The organism is Methylobacterium sp. 22177, assembly GCF_052045615.1.
GTDB lineage: Bacteria > Pseudomonadota > Alphaproteobacteria > Rhizobiales > Beijerinckiaceae > Methylobacterium > Methylobacterium radiotolerans.
The window spans coordinates 137946-154914 of record NZ_JBQEPK010000004.1; the positions used below are offsets into that span (position 1 = coordinate 137946).

13 protein-coding genes are annotated in these 16969 nt (G+C 71.5%); 5 read left to right on the forward strand and 8 right to left on the reverse strand.

The window, feature by feature from the left end:
- Positions 1-46: 46 nt before the first annotated feature.
- A complete protein-coding gene (locus ACTJK8_RS06800; protein WP_029359985.1) occupies positions 47-1306 on the reverse strand; it encodes a glycosyltransferase in 1260 nt (419 codons plus the stop codon).
- A gap of 539 nt (positions 1307-1845) precedes the next feature.
- On the opposite strand from ACTJK8_RS06800, the gene dnaE reads away from it, so the two are divergent.
- Positions 1846-5364 (forward strand): DNA polymerase III subunit alpha, encoded by a 3519-nt coding sequence (dnaE, locus tag ACTJK8_RS06805; protein ID WP_076729642.1) that lies wholly within the window; start codon positions 1846-1848, stop codon positions 5362-5364.
- Between the two features lie 141 nt (positions 5365-5505).
- Complete coding sequence (locus ACTJK8_RS06810; RefSeq protein ID WP_059408768.1) at positions 5506-6807, forward strand: Nramp family divalent metal transporter; 1302 nt, start codon at positions 5506-5508, stop codon at positions 6805-6807.
- An 18-nt stretch (positions 6808-6825) separates the two neighbouring features.
- On the opposite strand, the gene ACTJK8_RS06815 is transcribed toward ACTJK8_RS06810, so the two are convergent.
- Positions 6826-7449, reverse strand: coding sequence for a hypothetical protein (locus ACTJK8_RS06815; RefSeq protein WP_024830248.1), 624 nt, complete (start codon positions 7447-7449; stop codon positions 6826-6828).
- A gap of 145 nt (positions 7450-7594) precedes the next feature.
- Between ACTJK8_RS06815 and ACTJK8_RS06820 the strand changes: the two genes are divergently transcribed.
- The gene (locus ACTJK8_RS06820; RefSeq protein WP_175654139.1) at positions 7595-7768 is read left to right on the forward strand and encodes a hypothetical protein; all 174 of its coding nucleotides are present in this window, start codon (positions 7595-7597) and stop codon (positions 7766-7768) included.
- An 88-nt stretch (positions 7769-7856) separates the two neighbouring features.
- Here the strand turns inward: ACTJK8_RS06820 and ACTJK8_RS06825 are convergent, their stop codons facing one another.
- Both ACTJK8_RS06825 and ACTJK8_RS06830 read right to left on the reverse strand, forming a co-directional pair.
- Complete coding sequence (locus tag ACTJK8_RS06825) at positions 7857-8552, reverse strand: gamma-glutamylcyclotransferase (protein ID WP_024830249.1); 696 nt, start codon at positions 8550-8552, stop codon at positions 7857-7859.
- A gap of 20 nt (positions 8553-8572) precedes the next feature.
- Positions 8573-8974, reverse strand: coding sequence for a hypothetical protein (locus ACTJK8_RS06830; protein WP_043073645.1), 402 nt, complete (start codon positions 8972-8974; stop codon positions 8573-8575).
- 137 nt (positions 8975-9111) lie between these two features.
- Between ACTJK8_RS06830 and recO the strand changes: the two genes are divergently transcribed.
- On the forward strand, positions 9112-9831 hold the full coding sequence (gene recO, locus ACTJK8_RS06835; protein ID WP_024830250.1) for a DNA repair protein RecO: 720 nt from the start codon (positions 9112-9114) through the stop codon (positions 9829-9831).
- A gap of 250 nt (positions 9832-10081) precedes the next feature.
- Positions 10082-12328, forward strand: coding sequence for a DNA topoisomerase IV subunit A (gene parC, locus ACTJK8_RS06840; protein ID WP_070999419.1), 2247 nt, complete (start codon positions 10082-10084; stop codon positions 12326-12328).
- A gap of 231 nt (positions 12329-12559) precedes the next feature.
- Here the strand turns inward: parC and ACTJK8_RS06845 are convergent, their stop codons facing one another.
- From ACTJK8_RS06845 to gltX, 4 genes are all read right to left on the reverse strand, one after another.
- A complete protein-coding gene (locus ACTJK8_RS06845) occupies positions 12560-12808 on the reverse strand; it encodes a hypothetical protein (RefSeq protein ID WP_012319004.1) in 249 nt (82 codons plus the stop codon).
- Positions 12809-12880: 72 nt separating this feature from the next.
- A complete protein-coding gene (locus ACTJK8_RS06850) occupies positions 12881-13774 on the reverse strand; it encodes a DNA-3-methyladenine glycosylase family protein (protein ID WP_440761733.1) in 894 nt (297 codons plus the stop codon).
- A 56-nt stretch (positions 13775-13830) separates the two neighbouring features.
- Complete coding sequence (gene gltA, locus ACTJK8_RS06855; protein ID WP_012319002.1) at positions 13831-15120, reverse strand: citrate synthase; 1290 nt, start codon at positions 15118-15120, stop codon at positions 13831-13833.
- 244 nt (positions 15121-15364) lie between these two features.
- Positions 15365-16792, reverse strand: a complete 1428-nt coding sequence (gene gltX, locus ACTJK8_RS06860; RefSeq protein WP_440761734.1) for a glutamate--tRNA ligase — start codon at positions 16790-16792, stop codon at positions 15365-15367.
- Positions 16793-16969 lie beyond the last annotated feature (177 nt).

Consider the following 16969-nt stretch of genomic DNA (forward strand, 5'->3'; position numbering starts at 1 on the left):
GCCGCCCCGTACAGGGCGGCGCCTCCCGCGCGCGCGGCCGGTGCAGTCAGGACGCGCCGGAACCGGCCTCCGCGCTCGTCAGCCGCTCCACGTAATCGCAGGCGTCGCGGATGGCATCGGGGCCTTCCGCCATCCGAGCCCGGGCCGCCGCGCAGGCCCGCGCCACCGCGGGGTCGGCGAGGAGCCGCCCGAGCACGCGCGCCGCGCGCGCGGGCCGGAAGGCGCGGCGGCTCAGGGTGGCGCCCAGATCCCGATCCTTCAGCCGCCGCCCCTCGTCGAAATGGTCGAAGGCCACCGGCACCACGAGCTGCGGGACGCCCGCCGCCAGGGCCTGCGCGACCGTGCCGACGCCGCCGTGATGGACCAGCGCCGCGCTGCGCGGCAGCAGGGCGCTCAGGGGCGCGTAGGGAAGGTGGACGATCCCGGCCGGCAGCGGCTTCGGGATCTGCCCGCCCTGGGGGGCGAGCAGGACGCCGCGCCGGCCCATGCGCCGGCACAGCCGCACCGCGGTGTCGAAGAAGCCGGCGCCCTGGCGCATGGCCGAGCCGTAGGTGAACACGATCGGCGGGTCGCCCGCGTCGAGGAACGCTTCCAGCTCCGGCGGCATGGCCGCCACGTCGCCGAACCGGTCGACCAGCGGGAAGCCGAGCTGCACCGCCTGGCCCGGCCAGTCGGCCTGCGGCTCCGCGTACCAGTCGGGAAACATCAGGAGCATGCCGGTCGGGCTGTTCCACCAGTGCCGCAGCCGGTAGACCGGATCGAGGCCGAGACGCGCCCGCAGGGCGTTCAGCGGCGGCAGCGTGAACGGGCCGACCGCCACCTTGTCGACGCCGAGATTCACGTAGGCCCGCAGGGCGGCCGGCAGCACGCGCGGCAGCGGCAGGCCCGGCAGGCGCGGCGGATCGTACCGGCTCTCGATCAGGAACGGCATGACGTGCAGCGTCGCGGTCGGCAGATCGTAGAGGTCCTGCGCGAGCCGCGCGCCCCAGCCCAGCGGCGAGGCGACCACCCGCAGGTCGACCCCCCGGGCGCGGGTCGCGCCGAGCCACAGGCAGGCCGCCTCGGCGACCTGCAGGGCGTAATCGAACATCGGGCGGAAGCCCTGCTGCGGGTGCCAGAGATCCGGCTGGCGGATCACCGCCTCGTAATCCGCCACCGTACCCAGGGGCTGGAAGGCGAGGCCCGCCCGGCGGGCCATCGCCTCGAACGGGGCCGGGGCCGCGAGCGAGACGCCGTGACCGCGCTTCAGGAGCTCGTGCCCCAGCGCGATGAACGGCAGCACATCGCCATGTGTGCCGACGGCCACGAGGGCGACGTCGAACCGTTCGACCGTCCGGTGCGCGGGAATGGCTTGCTCCTTCGAACCCCCCAGCCGGTGACGAGTTCGTCTCGAAGGCGGGGGCATGCCAGCCCGCCCGATCCGCATCAAGACACTTTTTACCTTATCGGAGAAACGGGACCGCCCTGTGACCCGCGGGCCCTTCCAAAGGAACAAAACATGAACATACTAGGACCGGAACACAGGAGGCAGGTCGATGCTGAAGCGGATGGTCCTGACCGGAATGGTCGAGTTCATGGCGTTCGGGATGCTGTTCGCGGCTTTCGGCGCCTGGGCGATAGCCTTGGCACCGGTTCGTTAGCCGGTTTTTTCCGAAGACCGCCCGGTTCCGTCCGCGGACGGGTTATGCACAGGCGATGGGCCGCCGGACGCCAATTGTCCACAGGGGCGGGCCGAACTGGTGCTTCGGGAGCACGACCGGTGGATATCGTCCTTCGGCGGCCCGGCACACGTCGACTTGAGGCCGGCGAGCGGGGATGCTGCCCGACCCCGGAACAAGGTCGGCCATGCCACGCCAGCTCAAGGAGGTCGGATTCGTCCACCTCCACGTCCACTCGTCCTATTCCCTCCTCGAAGGGGCGCTGAAGGTCGGTTCCCTGATCAAGGCGGCGGTCGCCGACCGGCAGCCGGCCCTGGCGCTCACCGACACCAACAACCTGTTCGGGGCGCTGGAATTCTCCGAGAAGGCGGCCGGGGAGGGCGTCCAGCCGATCGCCGGCGTGCAGCTCTCGGTGGCGTTCGAGGCCGCCGACCCGCATCAGCGCCAGGCACCGACGAGCCACGGCATCGTGCTCCTCGCCCAGGACGAGACCGGCTACGCCAACCTGCTGCGGCTGGCGAGCCGCGCCTATTTCGACACGGCGCTCGGCGAGGCACCGCGCCTGGATGCGGGAGCACTGGCGGGCGCCTCCGAGGGACTGATCGCGCTGACCGGCGGGATGGCGGGCCCCCTCGACGCGGCCTTCCGGGCGGGCCGACCGGAGCTCGCCCTCAACCGTCTGAAGCGCCTAAAAGAGACCTTCGGCGAGGACCGGCTCTACGTGGAGATCCAGCGCCACGGCCTGCCCGAGGAGGGGCGGATCGAGACCGCGCTCCTCGACCTCGCCGGTCGGCACGGCCTCGGGATCGTGGCGACGAACGAGCCCTTCTTCGCCAAGCCGGACGATTACGACGCCCACGACGCGCTGCTCGCCATCGCGGAGGGCCGCCTCGTCTCCGACGACCGCCGCCGCCGGCTGACGCCGACGCACGCCTTCAAGACCCGCGCCGAGATGGCCGAGCTGTTCCGCGACCTGCCGGACGCGCTCCAGGCCACGGTCGAGATCGCCATGCGCTGCGCGGTCCGGGCGCGGACCCGCAAGCCGATCCTGCCGAATTTCGGCGCCGTAGCGGCGGGCGAGACGCCTCCCATGGCGGATGCCCTGGCCGAGGCGTCCGACGCGGGCGCGCAGGCGGTCTCGGCCGACGAGCCGACCGAGCTGCGCCGGCAGGCCGAGGCCGGGCTGGAGCTGCGCCTGAAGCAGCACGGCACGGCGCCGGGCTTCTCCGAGGAGGATTACCGCAAGCGCCTCGCGTTCGAGCTCGACGTCATCGTCAAGATGAAGTTCCCGGGCTACTTCCTGATCGTCTCGGACTTCATCAAGTGGGCCAAGGACCACGACATCCCGGTGGGGCCTGGCCGCGGCTCCGGCGCCGGCTCGCTGGTGGCGTGGTCGCTGCTCATCACCGACCTCGACCCGCTCCGCTTCGGCCTGCTGTTCGAGCGCTTCCTCAACCCCGAGCGCGTCTCGATGCCGGATTTCGACATCGACTTCTGCGTCGAGGGCCGCGAGCGGGTGATCAAGTACGTGCAGCAGCGCTACGGCGAGGGGCAGGTCGGGCAGATCATCACCTTCGGCACGCTGCTCGCCCGCGGCGTGCTGCGCGACGTCGGCCGCGTCCTCGAGATGCCCTACGGGCAGGTCGACAAGCTGACCAAGCTCGTGCCGCAGAACCCGGCCAACCCGGTGACGCTCGCCCAGGCGATCGAGGGCGAGCCCAAGCTCCAGCAGGCCATGGAGGAGGAGCCGGTCGTCGGTCGGCTCATCGACATCGCCAAGAAGCTGGAGGGCCTGCACCGCCACGCCTCGACCCACGCCGCCGGCGTGGTGATCGGCGACCGGCCCCTGGAGGAGCTGGTCCCGCTCTACCGAGACCCGAAGACCGGCATGCGGGTGACCCAGTTCAACATGAAGTGGGTCGAGCAGGCGGGGCTGGTGAAGTTCGACTTCCTGGGCCTCAAGACCCTGACCATGCTGCGCTGCTGCACGGATCTCCTCAAGCAGCGCGGCATCCACATCGACCTCGCCTCGCTGCCGCTCGACGACCCGAACACCTACGGGCCCATGGGCCGGGGCGAGACGGTCGGCGTGTTCCAGGTGGAATCGGCCGGCATGCGCAAGGCGCTCTGCGAGATGCAGGCCGACCGGCTGGAGGACATCATCGCCCTGGTGGCGCTCTACCGGCCGGGCCCGATGGCCAACATCCCGGTCTACTGCGAGCGCAAGCTCGGCCGCGACGCCGGCAACGAGGCGTCCTGGTACCCGGACCCGAAGCTGGAGCCGATGCTGAAGGAAACCTTCGGCATCATCGTCTACCAGGAACAGGTGATGGAGATCGCCAAGGTGCTCGCCGGCTACTCGCTCGGCGAGGCCGACATGCTCCGGCGCGCCATGGGCAAGAAGATCCGCGCCGAGATGGACGCGCAGCGCGACCGGTTCCTGAAGGGCTGCACCGAGCGCGGCCTGACCAAGGCCAAGGCCAACGAGATCTTCGACCTCCTCGCCAAGTTCGCCGATTACGGCTTCAACAAGAGCCACGCGGCGGCCTACGCGCTGCTGACCTACCAGACTGCCTACCTGAAGGCGAACTTCCCGGTCGAGTTCCTGGCCGCCGCCATGACCCTCGACATCGACAACACCGACAAGCTGGCCGAATTCCGCCAGGACGCCCAGCGCCTGAAGATCACGGTCGAGCCGCCCTCGATCAACACCTCGGGCGAGGTGTTCGAGGTGCGCGACGGCAAGATCTTCTACGCGCTGGCCGCCATCAAGGGCGTCGGCCGCGAGGCGGTGCGGGCGCTGGTGGAGGCCCGCGGCGACCGGCCGTTCAAGGACCTCGCCTGCCTCGCCCGCCGGTTGAACCCCCGGATGATCAACAAGCGCACCCTGGAGAGCCTGGTCCAGGCCGGGGCGCTCGACTGCATCGAGCCGGACCGGGCGCGCGCCTTCGCGGCGGTCGAGCCGATGATGAAGCTCGCCGCCAGCGCGGCGGAAGCCGAGACCGCCGGCGTCACCGACATGTTCGGCGGCGTGGTGGCGGACGACGTGTCCCTGCGTATCCCGCCCCACGAGATCTGGCCGATGGCCGACACGCTGAAGCGCGAGTACGCGGCGATCGGCTTCTTCATCTCGGGCCATCCGCTCGACGAGTACGGCGACCTTCTCGACAAGCTGCGGGTGCAGAGCTGGACGGATTTCTGCCGCGCGGTCCGGGCCGGGACCTCGAGCGTCGGCCGGGTCGCGGCCTCGGTGCTCGACCGGGCGGAGCGGCGGACCAAGACCGGCAACAAGATGGGTATCGTCACCCTGTCGGACCGGACCGCGCATTTCGAGGCGATCATCTTCTCCGAGGGCCTCGGCCAGTACCGCGACATCCTCGAGCCGGGCCGCCCGCTCGTCCTTCAGCTTCAGGCCAACCTGGAGGGCGAGGACGTGCGCGCCCGCATCCTCACCGCGGAACCCCTGGACCAGGCGGTCGCCCGCCACCAGAAGGGCATCCGCATCCATCTGAGCGACCCGCGCGGCGTCGCCCCCGTGCAGCAGCGCCTGTCCATGCGGGGCGAGAGCGAGGTCTCGCTGATCCTCAAGCTCGACGGCGGCGAGCGCGAGGTGGAGATCCGGCTGCCCGGAAAATTCCAGGCGAGTCCGGCGCTCGCCGGCCAGCTCCGGACCGTGCCGGGTGTGGTGCAGGTGGAGGTGAGCTAGCCTCCCCCGGCGAGCGGAAGACCGTCCCGTCATTCCGGGGCTCGCCTCGGGCGACCCCCGGAATGACGGCGCGGATGCCTGACCGAGAACACTCGCGAAACCCGACCGGTTGGACCTCGGCGCACCCTGCGACGAGGATCCATGGACCAGCCCCGTCCGAAACCCGACACCGACGACCCGGACAGGCCACGCGGCCGTGGCAGCCTCCTCCACGCCCTCGGTACCGGGGTGATCACCGGCGCCGCCGACGACGACCCCTCCGCCATCGGCACCTATGCGAGCGCCGGCGCCCGGTACGGCCTCGGGTTCCTGTGGATCGCGCCGGTCGTCCTGCCGATGATGGTCGTGGTCGTCTACCTCTCTGCCAAGCTCGGGCAGGTCTACGGCAAGGGCCTGTTCGCCATCGTGCGCGACCGCTACCCGCGCTGGGTCCTCTACCCGCTCGTGGCCGGCGCCTTCGGGGGCAACGTCATCGAGGCGGCGGCCAATCTCGGCGGGATCGGCGCGGCCCTCAACCTGCTGGTCCCGGTCCCGATCCCCGCCATCGTGGTCGGCGCCGCCGCGGCGATCCTGAGCCTGCAGATCTTCGGCTCCTACGCGCTCCTGCGGGACATCTTCCGCTGGCTGGCGCTCGCCCTGTTCGCCTACGTGGCGGCCGCGATCCTGGCCCGTCCCGACCCCGCCGAGATCCTGCGCGGCACCCTCGTGCCGCAGGTCCGGTTCGATGCCGACTTCCTGGCGATGATCGTCGCCTGCATCGGCACCTCGCTCTCGGCCTACATCTACACGTGGCAGTCGAACCAGGAGGTCGAGGAGGAGATCGCCCTGGGACGGCGCACGCTGCGGCAGCGCAAGGGTGCGACCGATGCCGAGCTGCGCAAGACCCGCCGGGACGTGATGATCGGGATGCTGTTCTCGAACATCATCCTCTACTTCATCGTCCTGTCCACGGGCGCGACGCTGCATCAGGCGGGGCAGACCGAGATCGAGAGCGCCGCCCAGGCCGCGGCCGCCCTGGAGCCCCTGGCGGGGGCAGGGGCCAAGTACCTGTTCGCCCTCGGGGTCGTCGGCGTCGGCTTCCTGGCGGTGCCGGTGATGACCACGGGGGCGGCCTACGACCTCGTGCAGGGGATCGGCCGGACGGGCAGCCTGCACGCCCGTCCGAGCGAGGCCAAGCTGTTCTACGGCACGATCGCGGCCGTGACCGTGCTGGCGGTGGGTCTGAACTTTCTCGGCTTCAACCCGATGCGGGCGCTCGTCTGGTCCGGCATCGTGCAGGGCTTCTCGGTGCCGCCGCTCCTGCTCCTCATGATGCTGATGACCAACGACCGGGCCGTGATGGGCGGCCGCGTCAATGGCCGCGTGACCAACGGGCTCGGATGGCTGACCACCGCGGCGACCTTCCTCGCCACGCTCTGCCTGGTCGGGACATGGGTCCTGTGAGGCGCCGGCCGGGCCGCCTCAGAACGGCGCCGCGAGGCAGCCGTCGAGGGCCGCCTTCAGGGCGGCGGCGTCGGCCTCCGCGACCGTGAACGTCGCCGTCAGGGCGGGGTCTCCCGGGCGCGGGCTCGCCTGTGTCCAGGTCAGCTTGGTCCCGGGCTGGGCGAGGGCCAGGGCCACCCCGCGCAGCGGATCCTCGCCCCGGCGCGCGCCCGTCACCGTCAGCGTGAAGCCCGCCTCCGGCCCGGTCGCGGCGCCCCGGACCGGCATGCGCACGGAGCGCACGCTGCCGTCACTGGAAACCAGGATCCCGGTGAGGGGCTTCTCGCTGTCGGCCCCTTCGAGGCCCGCGAAGTCGAAGCGCGGCGCCAGCTCGGCGAAGCGCGGCACGGTCATCGCGGCGGACAGGCCGGTGCCGCCCGGATCGCAGGCGACGTGCAGGGTCGCCGGCCGCCGGTCCGCCTCGAGGGTCGCGGTGCCGGTCAGGTCCGCGCTGCCGCCGGGCGCCCGGGCGCTCCCGGCCAGCAGCGGCGTCCGGCCGGTGAGGATGTCGGACAGGCTGTCCCCGCGGCTCAGCGGTCCGGCCAGGAGAGCAACGGCGGCGATGACGACCACCGCCAGGGCCACGCCGATCCGGAGCCGCATCCTATCCTCCGCCTGTGGACATCACGGGCCGGCGGCATAGACGATCGCGGCCGCATCGCAACCCTTCGTTCACCACGTCCGCAGGGAATCGGCTGGCCGCGCGCCCGCGTGCACTGCAGCAACTCCGTAAAAACCGATCGTTCCTATGCACCGACGCTCAAGCCTGAGCGTCGCCATGCGCACGAAGATCCTGCTCGTCCTCACCCTCCTCGTCTACGTCACCACCGGCCGTGCCCCCGGCATCCGGGAGCCGCGCAACCCGGACGCGGAGCACGGCGGCGGGCGGGTCGTGGTCGCGACCAAGCGGGCCTGGATCTGAGCCGCCGGCATCCGGTCGTCGCCCTCGGTCCACGCGTTCGGTCGACGCGTTCGGCTCCGTCCGCGCGCGAGGCGCGGAGGACCGGGGATCACGCTCCCGGCGCGCAGGCCCTGAGCCGCGCGGCCACCAGGGCCTGGAGGCTCCAGAGGTGGCGGTCGCGGATCCCGAGGCGCTCGCAGGCCTCCACGGTCCGGAACAGGTACTCGGCGCTCGGCCCCTTGTGGCCGCAGGCCGCGGCGATCTTCTCGGCGATCTCCGCATCCGAGAGGCGGCCGGCGTAGCGGTCGCTGGCGCGGTTGGCCAGGAAGGTCAGGGCCGAGACGGTCCCGGCCTCCGTGGCGACCGGCAGCCAGCGGGCGACGTAGCCGCGGCCGCGCATCTCGCGGCGCCAGACCGGCATCAGCGCCTCGCGGATCTCCATGCCGGGCAGGCGGAAGGCCACGCCCCGGCACAGGCCGCCGCGGTCCAGCGCCAGCACGAAGCCCGGCCGGTCCGGCGTCCCGCGGAACCGGCGCTGAAGCAGGCAGAACCGGCGATGGAAGCCGCGCACGGTCCCGATCCGGCGCTCGGCGACGGGAAATTCCGGATTCCACATCAGCGAGCCGTAGGCGAAGACCCAGAGGTCGCTGCCCTCGCGCCCGGCGACGATCGCGTCGAGCCCGGGGCGCAGCTCCGCGTCCGAGAGAACCTCGAGGGCGCTCGGGTCGTCGGGGATCGGGACGGAATGGGCGCGGGCGATCAGGTCGAGGCTGAGGTCGAGGGTGCGGGCGGGCGCGGCGGGCATGGGCCCTCAACGCCCGGGCCTCACGGCTTGTTGCCCAGCGCGTCGAGTTCGGGGAAGGGTCGGGTGCGGTGCCCGGCGCAGACCTCGTCGTCGTCGAGCACTGAGAGCCGGTCGTTGTCGTCGAGCAGCGCCACCCTCGGCCGCTCGGGCTTGCCGAAGGTCCGCCCGTACATCCGGCCCGACACGCAGTAGATCACCCGGCCGCCGTCCGCGATCGGCCCGGCGATCCGGCTGCCCGCGAACCGGACGGGCAGCAGGGACACCGCGCCGAACTCGACCTGCCTCAGGGCCAGGGCGGCGATGCGCCGGAGGAGGGCCGGGGAGGGGACAGACTCGGCGGCGGGCCTCGATGCCCGCGGCGCGGCCTGCGCACCGGCGGCGAGGAGGACCATCAGGGCGGCGAGGGCGGCGCGGCGCGGCATCGGTCATCACTACCCGGCCAAGGCTGCCTGGGGCTGGGCACCGCGCGGGGCAGCGCCGACCGCCGCGGCTCCCTATATGAGAGGCAGGCGCGGAGCGCACCGCTCACCCGATCTCTCACACGAAGACGCGACGTTCGATGCAGTGGACCGACGACGCCCTGGTGCTCGGCCTGCGCCGGCACGGGGAGACCGGCGTCATCCTCGAGGCCATGACCGAGGCCCACGGGCGGCACCTCGGCCTCGTGCACGGCGGGCGCTCGCGCCGGATGCAGCCCGTTCTGCAGGCCGGGAACCGCGTCCGCCTGACGTGGCGGGCGCGCCTCGACGACGGCCTCGGCTCCTACGCGGTGGAACCCCTCGAGTCGCAGCTCTCGCGGCTGATCGGGTCGAGCCTCGCCCTCTACGGCATGAACCACATGGCCGCCCTGCTGCGTCTCCTCCCCGAGCGCGACCCGCATCCGGCGCTCTACGAGGCGGCGGGGATTCTGGTCGAGCACCTCGACGACCCCGCCGTCGCCCCGCCTCTGATGGTGCGGTTCGAGCTGGCGATCCTGTCGGAGCTCGGCTTCGGCCTCGACCTGACCGCCTGCGCGGCCACCGGCGGCAACGACGCCCTGGCCTACGTGTCGCCGAAGAGCGGCCGGGCGGTCAGCGCCTCGGCCGGCGAGCCCTACCGGGACCGCCTGCTGGCGCTCCCGACCTTCCTGCACGCGGGCGGGTCCCCCGGTCCCGACGGCGTTGCCCAAGGGTTTACCTTGACGGGATACTTCCTCGACCGGCACGTCTGGGGTCCGCGCGGCCTCGGGCCGCCCGAGGAGCGGGCGCGATTCGTTGCGCTCGGCCGCGAGGCCGGGTAATGTTCGCGTTCTGTTCTAGAAACGCCCGGGCTTGAGCGCCGCTCGACCCGGGACGAACAAACCCGTCATTCCGGGGCCGCGGAGCGGAGCCCGGAATCCAGACGCGCACGCGGCCCGGCAGGATCGTCCGTCTCCTCCGGCAGGGCAGGCGGGTCTGGATTCCGGGCTCGCCTCCGGCGCCCCGGAATGACGGATTGCTGCATGAGGTGGCGCCGCCGTTCGGCGGCCCCGCCCTGAGACAGGAGCCGTCATGGGCCAGCCCTTCGAGCCGCCGTCCGGCGACGGGATCGAGAGCGTCGAGCTGAAATCCGCGCTGGAGGAGCGCTACCTCGCCTACGCGCTCTCCACGATCATGCACCGGGCCCTGCCGGACGCCCGCGACGGGTTGAAGCCCGTGCACCGGCGCATTCTGTACGGGATGCGGCTGCTCCGGCTCGACCCGACCACCGCGCACAAGAAATGCGCCAAGATCGTCGGCGACGTGATGGGCGATTTCCACCCGCACGGCGACCAGGCGATCTACGACGCGCTGGTGCGGCTCTCCCAGGACTTCGCCCAGCGCTACCCGCTGGTCGACGGCCAGGGCAACTTCGGCAACATCGACGGCGATGGCCCGGCCGCCTACCGCTACACCGAGGCGCGGCTCACCGAGGTCGCGCGCCTCCTGCTCGACGGGATCGACGAGGACACGGTCGATTTCCGCCCCTCCTACAACGGCGAGAAGGAGGAGCCGGTCGTCCTGCCGGCGGCCTTCCCGAACCTGCTGGCCAACGGCAGCCAGGGCATCGCGGTCGGCATGGCGACCTCGATCCCGCCGCACAACGCCGCCGAGCTGTGCGACGCGGCGCTCTACCTGATCAACCATCCCGAGGCGACCTCGGGTCAGCTCGCCAAGTTCGTCCAGGGGCCGGATTTCCCGACCGGCGGCATCCTGATCGACTCGGCCGAGTCGGTCGCCGAGGCCTACCGGACCGGCCGCGGCGCCTTCCGGGTCCGGGCCCGCTGGGCCAAGGAGGATCTCGGCCGCGGCACGTGGAACATCGTCGTCACCGAGATTCCCTACGGCATCCCGAAGGGCCGGCTGATCGAGAAGATGGCCGAGCTGCTGCAGGAGAAGAAGCTGCCGCTCCTCGCCGACGTGCGCGACGAATCGGCCGAGGACGTGCGCATCGTGCTGGAGCCGCGCTCGCGCACGGTCGATCCCGTGATCCTGATGGAATCTTTGTTCCGGCTGACCGAGCTGGAGGCCCGGATTCCGCTCAACCTCAACGTCCTGGTCGGCGGCCTCGTGCCGAAGGTGATCGGGCTCGCCGAGTGCCTGCGCGAATGGGTCGACCACCGCCGCGTGGTGCTGCAGCGCCGCTCGCGCTACCGCCTCGGCCAGATCGACCGGCGCCTTGAGATCCTGGGCGGCCTGCTCATCGTCTATCTCGACCTCGACGAGGTGATCCGCATCATCCGCGAGGAGGACGAGCCGAAGGCCGCCCTCATGGCCCGGTTCGAGCTGACCGAGATCCAGGCCAACGCGATCCTCGACACCCGCCTGCGCTCCCTGCGGAAGCTCGAAGAGATGGAGCTGAAGCGCGAGTTCGACGCGCTCACCGCCGAGAAGGCCGAGATCGACGCCCTGCTCGCCTCCGAGCCGGCGCAGTGGAAGGCGATCCAGGCGCAGATCCGCGCCGTGAAGAAGACCTTCGGGCCCGAGACCAAGCTGGGCAAGCGCCGCACGACGCTCGCGAGCCCGCCGGATGTCGGCGGCATCGACTTCACGGCGGCGCTGGTCGAGCGCGAGCCCATCACCGTGATCGTCTCGACCAAGGGCTGGATCCGGGCACTCAAGGGCCACGTGGCGGACCTCTCCGGCGTGGCGTTCAAGGGCGACGACACCCTGAAGATCGCCTTCCCGACCGAGACCACGCAGAAGATCCTGCTGCTCGCCACCAACGGCAAGGTGTTCACGCTGGAGGCCTCGAAGCTGCCGGGCGGGCGCGGCTTCGGCGACCCGGTGCGGCTGATGGCCGACCTCGACGACGGCACCGAGATCGTGGCGGCGCTGCCCTACCGGCCGGAGACCAAGCTGCTGATCGCGGGCTCCGACGGGCGCGGCTTCCTGGCGCCCGCGGACGCGCTGGTGGCCAACACCCGCAAGGGCAAGAACGTGCTGGGTCTCGACGGCGACGCCAAAGCGGCCGTGCTGGTGCCGGCGGACGGCGACCACGTCGCGGTGGTGAACACCGAGAAGCTGCTCCTGATCTTCCCGGTCTCCGAGGTGGCGGAACTCGCCCGCGGCAAGGGCGTGCGGCTCCAGCGCTGCCGCAGCGGAAGCCTCCTCGACGCGCACGTCTTCAAGCTGGCGGACGGCCTGCCCTGGCAGGACGGCTCGGCCGAAGGCCGGCTCGCCAACGTCTCGGTGCTGGAGAAGTGGCTCGGCCACCGCGCCGAGGTCGGGCTGATGATGGCGCGCAGCTTCCCGAAATTCGAGCGGTTCGGGCGTTGAGGGAGGCCGGGGGCGCTCCAGTGCCCCCCTCGGCCTGAGGTGCCGGTGCTCGCTGGACCCCTCCTTCTGGACGGCTCCACCGCAGCTCAGGACGAGGGCGCGGTCGGGCGCGGTCTCCGCGTTGCGGAGGCCGCTGTCCTCAATGCGCCCGCTGGGCGAGCCAGAGCGCGCCGAAGGCCAGCACGCCGCCACCGAGCGGAACCGCGAGCAGGAGGAGAAGCTGGGCTGTCGTCATGGCCGAAGGTTCCGCAATGCGTGCCTCACGGCCCAATGTATGGCGCCACTCATGATCCAGCAAACGACCATGGCGATGAGCACGGGCGCGAAGTGCGGACGATCCGACAGAGCGGTCGAGATGAACGGCGCGAAACCGCCGACGGCGAAGATCGCGACGGCGAGGCCGTTGGCGTAGGTCGCCGAGAACTTGATCCGCTCGTTCGCCACGAGCGTGTCGCGCGCTTCGCTCTCCGCTTCCGACATCGAACCAGAGCCCCCGGCCGGCCGCGAGCTTAGCCGATACCGGCGACGCGGACCATGAGCCTGCCGGCCGCCTCACCGCCCCGTCACGGTCGCCTCGTCCGCCGCCCAGAGGTGCTGTGCCGCGTAGGCCCGGAACGGGCGCCACGCCTCCGCCCGGGCCAGGAGCTCCGCCGGGCTCGGCCGCCCGGTGCCGGTCTCCAGCGCCCGCAGCAGCCCGACATCGCCCACCGGCAGGGCGTCGGGCAGCTTGAGCGCCCGCATGGCGATGTACTGCGCGGTCCACGGCCCGATCCCGCGGATCGCCGTGAAGCGGAGCAGAGCGGCCTCCAGCGACTCGGCCGGGGCGAACAGGTCCGGGTCGGCCAGCGCCGCCGCGGCGAGCGCCCGGATCGCCGCGCCGCGGGCGCGGGGCATGTTGAGCGCCCGGGCGACATCCGCCTCGACCAGATCCGCCGGCGCCGGGAAGACGTGGGTCAGGCCGCCCGACGGCTCCGCCAGCGGCGTCCCGAACGCCGCCACCAGCTTGCCCGCGAGGCCGATCGCGGCCGCCACCGACACCTGCTGGCCGAGGATCGCCCGGCAGCCGGTCTCGAATGGGTCCCACGCCCCCGGCAGGCGCAAACCCGGCCGCGCGGCCACGAGCGGGGCCAGGATCGGGTCCCCGGCGAGGCAGGCCGCGACGGCGCGGGGATCGGCGTCGCAGTCGAACAGGCGGCACAGGCGCCCGGCGACCGCTTCGGCGTGCCCGGCCTCGACGCCGCGGAGCGTGACGCGCAGGCCGTCCGCGCCGGGGGCCACCGTCAGGAGGCCGTGCCGCCCCGCGACGCTGACGGTACGCGCGTAGGCCGCCGCGGGATCCGTCGCCTCGACGCCCGGGATCGCCCGCTTGGCCAGGAAGGCGCGGATCGCCCCCCAGTCGTAGGGCGGCCGGACGGGCAGGCAGAGCTCGATCGCCTCCGCAAACACGAAGGGCGGCCTCTCGGCCGCCCCGCTGGTCGCGTCTCCGGACAGGTGATCCCGCCTCAGCCGCGCTGGTCGACCGGCACGTAGTCGCGCTGGGTCGGACCGACGTAGAGCTGGCGCGGACGGCCGATCTTCTGCGACGGGTCCTCGATCATCTCGGCCCACTGGGCGATCCAGCCGACCGTGCGGGCCACGGCGAACAGCACGGTGAACATGTCGGTCGGGAAGCCCATCGCCTTGAGGGTGATGCCCGAGTAGAAATCGATGTTCGGGTAGAGCTTCTTCTCGATGAAGTACTCGTCCTTGAGGGCGATCTGCTCCAGCTCCATGGCGACGTGCAGCAGCGGATCGTCGGTCTTCCCGAGCTCCTTCAGCACCTGGTGGGTGGTGCTCTGCATGATCCGGGCGCGCGGGTCGTAGTTCTTGTAGACCCGGTGGCCGAAGCCCATCAGGCGGAACGGGTCGTTCTTGTCCTTGGCCTTGGCGACGTACTTGCCGACGTTCTCCGGAGTGCCGATCTCCATCAGCATCTTCAGCGCCGCCTCGTTGGCGCCGCCATGGGCCGGGCCCCACAGGCAGGCGATGCCGGCCGCGATGCAGGCGAAGGGATTGGCGCCCGAAGAGCCGGCGAGCCGCACCGTCGAGGTCGAGGCGTTCTGCTCGTGGTCGGCGTGCAGGATGAAGATCTTGTCGAGCGCGCGGGCGAAGACCGGGTTCACCTCGTACTCCTCGCACGGCACCGCGTAGCACATGCGCAGGAAGTTCGACGTGTAGTCGAGGTCGTTCTTCGGATACACGAACGGCTGACCGATCGAGTACTTGTAGGCCATCGCGGCGAGCGTCGGCATCTTGGCGATCATGCGGATCGACGCGATCAGCCGCTGGCTCTCGTCCGTGATGTCGGTGGAGTCGTGGTAGAAGGCCGAGAGGGCGCCCACCGAGGCGACCATGACGGCCATCGGGTGCGCGTCGCGGCGGAAGCCGGTGAAGAACCGGTTCATCTGGTCGTGCACCATGGTGTGGCGCGTGACCCGGTACTCGAAATCGGCCCGCTGGGCGGCGGTCGGCAGGGCGCCGAACAGCATCAGGTAGCAGGTCTCGAGGAAGTCGCCCTTCTCGGCGAGCTGCTCGATCGGGTAGCCGCGGTACAGCAGCACGCCCTCGTCGCCGTCGATGTAGGTGATCTTCGACTCGCAGGAGGCCGTCGAGGTGAAGCCCGGGTCGAAGGTGAAGGCGCCGGTCTGGGCGTAGAGCTTGCCGATATCGATCACGTCCGGCCCGATCGTGCCGGATTTCACCGGCAGTTCGATCGACTTGCCGTCCACGGTGATGGTGCTGGGTGCGCTCATGGATCGTGGACCCTTCTCTGGCGACGTGGCGGATGCCGGCCTCGGGCTGCCCGAGTCGGTCCCGGGGGCCTGAGCACACGCATTATGCTGCGGGTGCTCACAGCCATGGGTTACCCAAACGGCAGTGCAGCAGCAACGGGGTCGGTGACAACCCGCCCCCGACGCCAAGCGAATTCCGCCAACTGAATTCCACCCAACGCAATCCGGGCCGGGGCCCGCAGTTCCCGGTCCGCGCGCGGCAGTCTCAGCCCTGCGGCGCCTGATCCCCGAGGCGCGCCAGGGTTTCCTCCCGGCCGAGCACCGCCATCACGTCGAACAGGGGCGGGGAGGTGGTGCGGCCGGTCAGCGCCGCGCGCAGGGGCTGGGCGACCTGTCCGAGCTTGCAGCCGGCCGATTCCGCGTACTGGCGCACCGCGCCCTCGGTGGAGGCCGCGCTCCAGTCGGGCAGCGCCTCGAGCAACGGCCGCACGCCGGCGAGGCGGCCGCGCCCCTCGTCGGAGAGGAGGGCGCGGGCCTTGTCGTCCAGTGCCAGGGGCCGCTGGGCGTAGAGGTAGTAGGCGCTGTCGAGGAGCTCGATCAGCGTCTTGGCCCGCTCCTTCAGGCCTGGCATGGCTTGGATCAGCTTGTCCTTGAGGTCGGGCTGCAGCGGCGCCGACAGGCCGCGCTCCGGCCCGACATTCGGAAGGATGGTCTCGATCGCCGCGACGAGATCGGCATCGGCGCTGGTGCGGATGTAGAGGCCGTTGAGGTTGGCGAGCTTGGCGAAGTCGAACCGCGCCGCGGAGCGACCGACCGCCCCGAGGTCGAAGGCCGCGATCATCTCGTCCGTGGAGAAGACCTCCTGGTCGCCGTGGCTCCAGCCCAGTCGCACGAGGTAGTTGCGCAGGGCCGCCGGCAGGTAGCCGAGATCGCGATAGGCCTCGACGCCGAGCGCGCCGTGGCGCTTCGAGAGCTTGGCCCCGTCCGCCCCGTGGATCAGCGGGATATGGGCCATCCGGGGGATGTCCCAGCCCAGGGCGGAGAAGATCTGGCTCTGGCGCGCCGCGTTGGTGAGGTGGTCGTCGCCGCGGATGATCTGCGTGACGCCCATGTCGTGGTCGTCGACCACGACGGCGAGCATGTAGGTCGGCGTCCCGTCCGAGCGCAGCAGGACGAGGTCGTCGAGGTCCTTGTTGGCCCAGGTGACCCGGCCCTGGACGGCGTCCTCGACGACGGTCTCGCCCTCGATCGGCGCGCGCAGGCGGATCACCGGCTTGCCCCCGGCGGGCGCCTCGGACGGGTCGCGGTCGCGCCAGCGGCCGTCGTAGCGCGGGGCGCGCCCCTCCGCGCGGGCGGTCTCGCGCATCTGCGCGAGTTCCTCGGCGGTGGCGTAGCAGTGATAGGCGCGGCCCGCGGCCAGCAGCTCCTCGGCCACGGCGCGGTGGCGCTCGGCGCGGGCGAACTGGAAGACCACGTCGCCGTCCCAGTCGAGGCCGAGCCAGGACAGGCCGTCGAGGATCGCGTCGATCGCGCCCTTGGTGGAGCGCTCCCGGTCGGTATCCTCGATGCGCAGCAGCATCTTCCCGCCGGTGTGGCGGGCGTAGAGCCAGTTGAACAAAGCCGTGCGGGCCCCGCCGATGTGCAGGTAGCCGGTGGGCGAGGGGGCGAAGCGCGTGACGACGGCTGAGGACATCGGTCCGGTATGTTCCGGGGCTGGTCGCGGACGGAGCGCGACGGACGGCGAAGGGGCGGCGGAGCGGCGAGGGGCTCGACAGGGCGCCCGTAGCACGAAGAGCCGGCTGTAGCACGGGCCGGCGGATGCGTTAAGAATCGCCCGCAGAATCGCTCGGCCCCGACGACAGGTCGCGCG

Coding starts and splice junctions, on each gene's coding strand:
- dnaE (WP_076729642.1), top strand. CDS start 1,846: ATGCCACGCCAGCTCAAGGAGGTCGGATTCGTCCACCTCCACGTCCAC.
- ACTJK8_RS06810 (WP_059408768.1), top strand. CDS start 5,506: ATGGACCAGCCCCGTCCGAAACCCGACACCGACGACCCGGACAGGCCA.
- ACTJK8_RS06815 (WP_024830248.1), bottom strand. CDS start 7,449: ATGCGGCTCCGGATCGGCGTGGCCCTGGCGGTGGTCGTCATCGCCGCC.
- ACTJK8_RS06820 (WP_175654139.1), top strand. CDS start 7,595: ATGCACCGACGCTCAAGCCTGAGCGTCGCCATGCGCACGAAGATCCTG.
- ACTJK8_RS06825 (WP_024830249.1), bottom strand. CDS start 8,552: ATGCCCGCCGCGCCCGCCCGCACCCTCGACCTCAGCCTCGACCTGATC.
- ACTJK8_RS06830 (WP_043073645.1), bottom strand. CDS start 8,974: ATGCCGCGCCGCGCCGCCCTCGCCGCCCTGATGGTCCTCCTCGCCGCC.
- recO (WP_024830250.1), top strand. CDS start 9,112: ATGCAGTGGACCGACGACGCCCTGGTGCTCGGCCTGCGCCGGCACGGG.
- parC (WP_070999419.1), top strand. CDS start 10,082: ATGGGCCAGCCCTTCGAGCCGCCGTCCGGCGACGGGATCGAGAGCGTC.
- ACTJK8_RS06845 (WP_012319004.1), bottom strand. CDS start 12,808: ATGTCGGAAGCGGAGAGCGAAGCGCGCGACACGCTCGTGGCGAACGAG.
- gltA (WP_012319002.1), bottom strand. CDS start 15,120: ATGAGCGCACCCAGCACCATCACCGTGGACGGCAAGTCGATCGAACTG.
- gltX (WP_440761734.1), bottom strand. CDS start 16,792: ATGTCCTCAGCCGTCGTCACGCGCTTCGCCCCCTCGCCCACCGGCTAC.